Origin of the sequence: Acetivibrio ethanolgignens (assembly GCF_001461035.1) — a bacterium.
Lineage (GTDB): Bacteria > Bacillota > Clostridia > Lachnospirales > Lachnospiraceae > Velocimicrobium > Velocimicrobium ethanolgignens.
Genome location: NZ_LNAM01000003.1, coordinates 1446 through 7322 on the forward strand (window position 1 = coordinate 1446; position 5877 = coordinate 7322).

Genomic DNA, 5877 nt, shown 5'->3' on the forward strand with positions numbered 1-5877 from the left:
TATGTGGCTTTCATCCACTTTCACTGTGCAATGGTGAATAATTCAGGATTAGTTATGTTTTGTACGGTTTTCCATAATCAGTCGGCTAATGGCTAAAACGACAGGAAATAAGACACCGGCAACCGGCCAGATAAACCAGGTACGATTCCAATCATTCGTAGGAAGACTGATAAAGAGATAAATAGCAGTTGCAAGCGGCCAGTAAACCGTACTGATAGTATGGGTATGATGTTTCTGCTGTTTCCTTTTCCGTGTATAATCTTCCTCTTCCAGCAGCTTTTTTGTACTTTCCCAGTTAATGCCTGCCAAGATAAAGAAGAAAACACCGATAGCTACGGATAAGAGCAGAGCTGACAGGGAAAGTATCATGAAAAAGTCATTTTCTGTAAACAAAAGGCATACAAACATTGGGAGCAAAGAAAGAATGCAAAAGCAGGTTCCCACAATGTTATAGCGAGTGTAAACCGGCTTATACAGCTTCCTTTTTTCTTCAATCATACCTGCAACACCGTAGTCCAGTTCAATGGAATCCTCTTCCAGATAGGAAAAAGGACTTGTCTTAGCTCCGCAGGAAATAAAGATGGCACAGGCTGCGGCAATAAGGAGCAAAAGAAAAATCATACCAATACCTCCGGCTGCATTTTCAGAGACAGGCAAAATTCCAGTTTCTGCTCCTACTCCTAAGACCAGAAGAGGAATAGGAGAAAGAATGCATAAAAAGGTAGCAAAAGCGATTTTAGGTGCAGTGGCTGCTTTTACAGAAAGAAAGGCATTCGCTTCTTCCATAGAAACAGAGCGAAGACGAGGGACATCTCCTGCCTGATGCTCAAAAATGTCAGATTCAGAGCTAGTCTGATTATATTCTATCGTTTCCAGTTCATCCTTTAAAAGGTAATCGGTGGAAACATCAAAAATCTGGCTTAGCTGTAAAATTTTCTTTAAATCAGGGATAGACTGGGCACTTTCCCATTTAGAAACGGATTGACGGGATACATTTAATTTTTCGGCCAGTTCTTCCTGGGACCAGCCGTTTCTCTTTCTGAGCTGAATCAGTTTGTCAGAAAAAATCATAATAGACACCTGCTTTCATTTATTTTATGTATCTATCATAGCACAAAAGTTGGTTGCATAACAGCAGGTTGACTTGAAAATTTGTCAACCAGAGGTTGCACGGTGGACAAATAAGGGGGATTTTGGTAAAATTTAAATAGAATAATTAGATTTTGGAAAAAGAAGGTGATGTTTCATGGAAGAAAGAAAAAGAGAAATTGATGGTTTTAAATTTTTAAATAAACGAGATTACGTGAAGGCAGAAAGAGAAAAGGCCATTATAGAGCAGATGAAAAGTGGAGTAAATTGGAAAAATCCTTCTATTGCTTTTAAGCTATATAATAAAATACTGGATAAAAATTCCTTTAGTACAATAATTGGAATGGAATTTTTACGGGAACTGAGGGAAATCATTATAAAATCTGGTATCAGCATACAGGAAGATTTACGGCCGATACCTGTAAAAAAGCAGGAAATAAAGGTGGATGAGTATCAGGCACTATATGAACAGACAAAGATTTCTAATAAAATTAGAACGATTGTAATTGCATTTCTAATATTGATTATTGCAGGAATGCTGACGGTTTCTTATTTTACACCTTATAGTATATTTACGGATTATGAAGAAAAAATAAAGAATCAATATTCTACATGGGAACAGGAGCTTAATGAGCGGGAAGCTGAACTTGAGAAAAAAGAAGCTGGTTTAGAAAAAAATGAAAAGTAGCAGACCTTCACAGTTTTTACATAATTTTATGATAAAATAAGGAACAGACAGGAGGATGCAAAATGGATGCTTTGAAAATTTTAGTAGTAGATGATGAAAGTCGTATGCGAAAGCTGGTAAAGGATTTTTTAGTGAAAAAAGGCTATGAAATATTAGAAGCAGAAAATGGCGAGCAGGCAGTTGATATTTTTTACGAAGAAAAGGATATCAGTATGCTGATTCTGGATGTTATGATGCCGAAGATGGATGGCTGGGAAGTATGCCGGGAGATTCGTAAGGTATCCCAGGTGCCGATTATTATGTTGACAGCCAAGGGAGAAGAACGGGATGAGCTTTTGGGCTTTGAACTTGGTGTAGATGAGTATATTTCAAAGCCTTTCAGTCCTAAAATTCTGGTGGCGAGAGTTGAGGCGATTTTACGAAGGACGAATCAATTGGGTGAAGAGAAAAAAGAAGCTGGTGGCATTATATTGAATGAAGCAGCTCATGAGGTGACCATCGATGGTGTACCAGTAGAACTAAGCTATAAGGAGTTTGAGCTACTGGACTATTTTATTACAAATAAGGGGGTAGCTCTTTCCAGAGAAAAGATTCTGAATAATGTATGGAATTATGATTATTTTGGAGATGCCAGAACGATTGATACCCATGTAAAAAAGCTTCGTAGCAAAATGGGGGAAAAGGGAAATTATATCAAGACCATTTGGGGCATGGGCTATAAATTCGAGGTAGAGGAATGAAGTATTCGATTCGGCTTCGTCTGGTAATGACGATGGTTTTAATAACAGGAAGTATTGTTTTTCTTTTATGGATTGTAAATAGGGCTTTTCTCCCAGAATATTACGAGAAGGAAAAGGTAAAAACCCTGGGAAGGGCCTATACAGAGGCAGCTGCTATCTATGAAAGCAATGAATATGATGAAAAAAATACAGAAGAGATTTCATTGGCACTGGAAAAGCTGGGAGCAAACCAGAGCTTGAATTTGTATGTGTTTCAGTATCATCAGGATCAGGTGGGAAATTATCTGAACTTTTTATATCCGGCTATGGATATTTTTCAGCAGAAGCAGGTATTCAGTCAGATTATGGAGTATGTGGCCCAGAGCTCAGGTAATGGGATGCGACCAAATGGTGGGGACCGAGAACTTTTAAAAACAACTGGGGAGTACAAAATTTACAAAATCTTTGATAAACGTATGAATTCCTATTATATAGAGTTATTTGGTGCAGTAAATGCAGAAACAGGTATTTATGTTCGTAGTAATTATCAGAGCATGATGGAAAGTATTATGATTTCAAACCGTTTTTTGACCTATATCGGAATTTTTGTAACCATGCTAGGAAGTCTGGTGCTTTTTATTGTAAGTCGGAGCTTTACAAAGCCGATATTGGAGCTTTCCAAGGTAGCAGATAAGATGGCCCAGATGGATTTTGATTGTCGCTATGAGGTAGAACGCCAGGATGAAATAGGAACTCTTGGAAAAAGTATTAATACAATGGCAGGTAAGCTGGAGCTGGCAATTTCCGAACTTAAGTCTGCTAATAATGAGTTGCAGAGAGACATTGAGAATAAGATACAGATAGATGAGATACGAACAGAATTTTTGTCAAATGTATCCCATGAATTGAAAACACCAATTGCGTTAATTCAGGGTTATGCAGAAGGACTGCAGGATAACATCAATGACGATGTAGAAAGCAGGGAGTTTTATTGTGATGTTATTATAGATGAAGCTAACAAAATGAATCGCATGGTGAAGAAGCTTTTAAGTCTGAATCAGATTGAATTTGGCAAAGAGCCGGTAAGCTTTGAACGATTTGATGTAGTAGAGCTGATTCAAAGTGTATTGGCTTCTACTGAGATTTTGTTTCAGCAAAAAGAAGCGAAGCTTTTCTTTGAAGCAAAAGGACCGATTTATGTATGGGCCGATGAATATATGGTAGAAGAGGTTATGACGAACTATATAAGTAATGCTTTGAACCATGTGAATGGCGACAAAAACATTTCAGTAAAACTGGAACAGACGGAGGCTGCGGTTAAGATTAGTGTGTATAATGATGGCGACAAAATACCGGAGGAAGAGCTTGATAAGGTATGGATTAAATTTTATAAGGTAGATAAAGCGAGAACCAGAGAGTATGGTGGCAGTGGTATTGGCCTTTCTATTGTAAAAGCTATTATGAATACACTGAATCAGGATTTTGGTGTGAGAAACCTGGAAAATGGTGTCGAATTCTGGTTTGAACTGGATATAAAAAATGAATAAGGGTTGCTGAATGACAAAATAAGTGTTAAAATATAAAAAGTATTTGACAGTAGGAGGTAGACTTTTGAGACGAATAAAGCTTATTTTCTTTCTTTTGGCAGCAGCTTGTATGCTGGCTGGCTGTGGTAGCAGCAAACGGGTTGAGCTTACAAATGAGCAGAATGATATGGTTGCAGAGTATATAGCTGGAGCTCTTCTTCGCTATGATATGAGGTATGAAGAAAAACTGATTTATGATTCTTTAGAACCTGTAGAAGAACCGGATATATCCCCAAGTCCACAGACGGAAGTAACACAGACACCAGAAGCAGATCATGTACCGGAACAGCCGGAAGCAGCCGATACTACAAAAGTTAGTTACAGCAGCTTAAATGATATTTTTTCCAAGGAAGGGATATCCTTATCTTATAAAAAAAGCGGCTTTCATAATAGTTATCCAGAAGAAAAAAATGACTATTTTGTGATAGAACCAAGTGTTTCCAATAAGCTTTTGATAGTGGAATTTAAGCTGGAAAATACTTCCCTGAAAAAGAAAAAGATTGATTTATCAGCGGCCGGTATAAAGTATAGTCTAACTCTTGGAGAAAACAGCTATAAGCCTCTTTTAACGGCATTGCCTAATGATTTGCGTTATCTGAATACAGAGCTTGGAGCAGGGGAGAGTAAAACGGTAATTGTAGTTTTTGAAGTGGAAAAGAATGCAGATTTAAGCGGCGGGCAGCTTTTACTTACCCGGGATAGTATGGCTGCACAGATTACTCCATTATAAGTAAATAGGAAGAATTCGATAAGAGAATCCAGTTTGGAGTCTCTTATTATTCGATAGGAGGGTTCGTACTATCAAATATAAAGAAATCGTAAAAGGAAAATTCATAAAACGGCGGAATCGTTTTATTGCAGAGGTAGATGTTTCAGATGAGGTTGTTCTGTGTCATGTAAAAAATACTGGGAGACTAAAGGAGCTTTTTGTAACAGGGGTCTGCGTCTATCTGGAAAGAAATGAAAATCCAAAACGAAAAACGGCCTATTCCCTGATTGGTGTAGAAAAAGATGGTATAACAGTGAATGTAGATTCGCAAGCACCAAATAAAATGGTAAAAGAGTGGCTGGAAGAAACTCAACCGGAAGGAAAGATTACAGTATTAAAGCCAGAATGTGTTTTTGATAATTCACGATTTGATTTTTATATGGAAGCGGAACAGAAAGCCTTTTGGATTGAAGTAAAGGGTGTTACCTTAGTAGAAGGAAAGACAGCATTGTTTCCAGATGCACCTACGGAAAGAGGCATAAAACATATAGCAGAGCTTTGTGAAGCTGCAAGACAGGGCTATCAGGCAATGTTGATTTTCGTAATACAGCGGAAAGGTGTAGAAGAATTTCGCCCGAATGAACGGACACAGCCAGCTTTTGCAAAAGCCTTAAGGGAAGCAGAACAGGCAGGGGTGAAGATTTTGGCATATGACAGCATAATAACAGAAGATAGTGCTGCGATAGATAAGGCGATTAAGGTAAAATTAGTGTAAAAACTGATACAGAAAAATATAAAAATTATCTTGACATAAATTGTAGAGTGTTATATAATTAGAACCTGTTGAGAAAACACAGGAATTTTGATGGAAAAAGAAAAAATAAAAAAGTCGAAAAAAGTGTTGACAATCAGCAGATGAGATGATATAATATACAAGCTGTCTATGAGGCAGACAACAAAGAACCTTGATAACTAAACAGTGAAACAACCCTGAAAATTCTAATGAAATTCAGAGAATGGGTTCGATAGAACCAACCTAAAAACAGTAATAATTCAGGATATTTAGCCAAGCTAAATTCTGACGAT

At 37.5% G+C, this 5877-nt stretch carries 6 protein-coding genes; 5 read left to right on the top strand and 1 reads right to left on the bottom strand.

Annotated elements, in window-relative coordinates:
- Positions 1–48 precede the first annotated feature (48 nt).
- Complete coding sequence (locus ASU35_RS01250; protein ID WP_058351313.1) at positions 49–1071, bottom strand: helix-turn-helix domain-containing protein; 1023 nt, start codon at positions 1069–1071, stop codon at positions 49–51.
- A 175-nt stretch (positions 1072–1246) separates the two neighbouring features.
- Here ASU35_RS01250 and ASU35_RS01255 point away from each other — a divergent pair, with 175 nt between their 5' ends.
- The 5 genes from ASU35_RS01255 (at position 1247) to sfsA (ending at position 5566) form a co-directional block, all read left to right on the top strand.
- Complete coding sequence (locus ASU35_RS01255) at positions 1247–1777, top strand: hypothetical protein (protein WP_058351314.1); 531 nt, start codon at positions 1247–1249, stop codon at positions 1775–1777.
- A gap of 62 nt (positions 1778–1839) precedes the next feature.
- Entirely contained in the window at positions 1840–2517 is a 678-nt protein-coding gene (locus tag ASU35_RS01260; RefSeq protein ID WP_058351315.1) for a response regulator transcription factor, read from the top strand.
- Positions 2514–4043 carry a sensor histidine kinase gene (locus tag ASU35_RS01265; RefSeq protein ID WP_058351316.1) on the top strand — a complete coding sequence of 510 codons (1530 nt, stop codon included), beginning with the start codon at positions 2514–2516 and terminating at the stop codon, positions 4041–4043. Before ASU35_RS01260 ends, ASU35_RS01265 begins: the two co-directional genes overlap by 4 nt.
- Positions 4044–4107: 64 nt before the next feature.
- On the top strand, positions 4108–4812 hold the full coding sequence (locus ASU35_RS01270; RefSeq protein WP_058351317.1) for a DUF4352 domain-containing protein: 705 nt from the start codon (positions 4108–4110) through the stop codon (positions 4810–4812).
- 85 nt (positions 4813–4897) lie between these two features.
- Positions 4898–5566, top strand: a complete 669-nt coding sequence (sfsA, locus tag ASU35_RS01275) for a DNA/RNA nuclease SfsA (RefSeq protein WP_341415451.1) — start codon at positions 4898–4900, stop codon at positions 5564–5566.
- The last annotated feature ends 311 nt before the right edge of the window (positions 5567–5877 follow it).

Bases quoted from the DNA above. Each gene is read 5' to 3' on its own strand.
- ASU35_RS01250 (WP_058351313.1), bottom strand. From the start codon at position 1,071: ATGATTTTTTCTGACAAACTGATTCAGCTCAGAAAGAGAAACGGCTGG.
- ASU35_RS01255 (WP_058351314.1), top strand. From the start codon at position 1,247: ATGGAAGAAAGAAAAAGAGAAATTGATGGTTTTAAATTTTTAAATAAA.
- ASU35_RS01260 (WP_058351315.1), top strand. From the start codon at position 1,840: ATGGATGCTTTGAAAATTTTAGTAGTAGATGATGAAAGTCGTATGCGA.
- ASU35_RS01265 (WP_058351316.1), top strand. From the start codon at position 2,514: ATGAAGTATTCGATTCGGCTTCGTCTGGTAATGACGATGGTTTTAATA.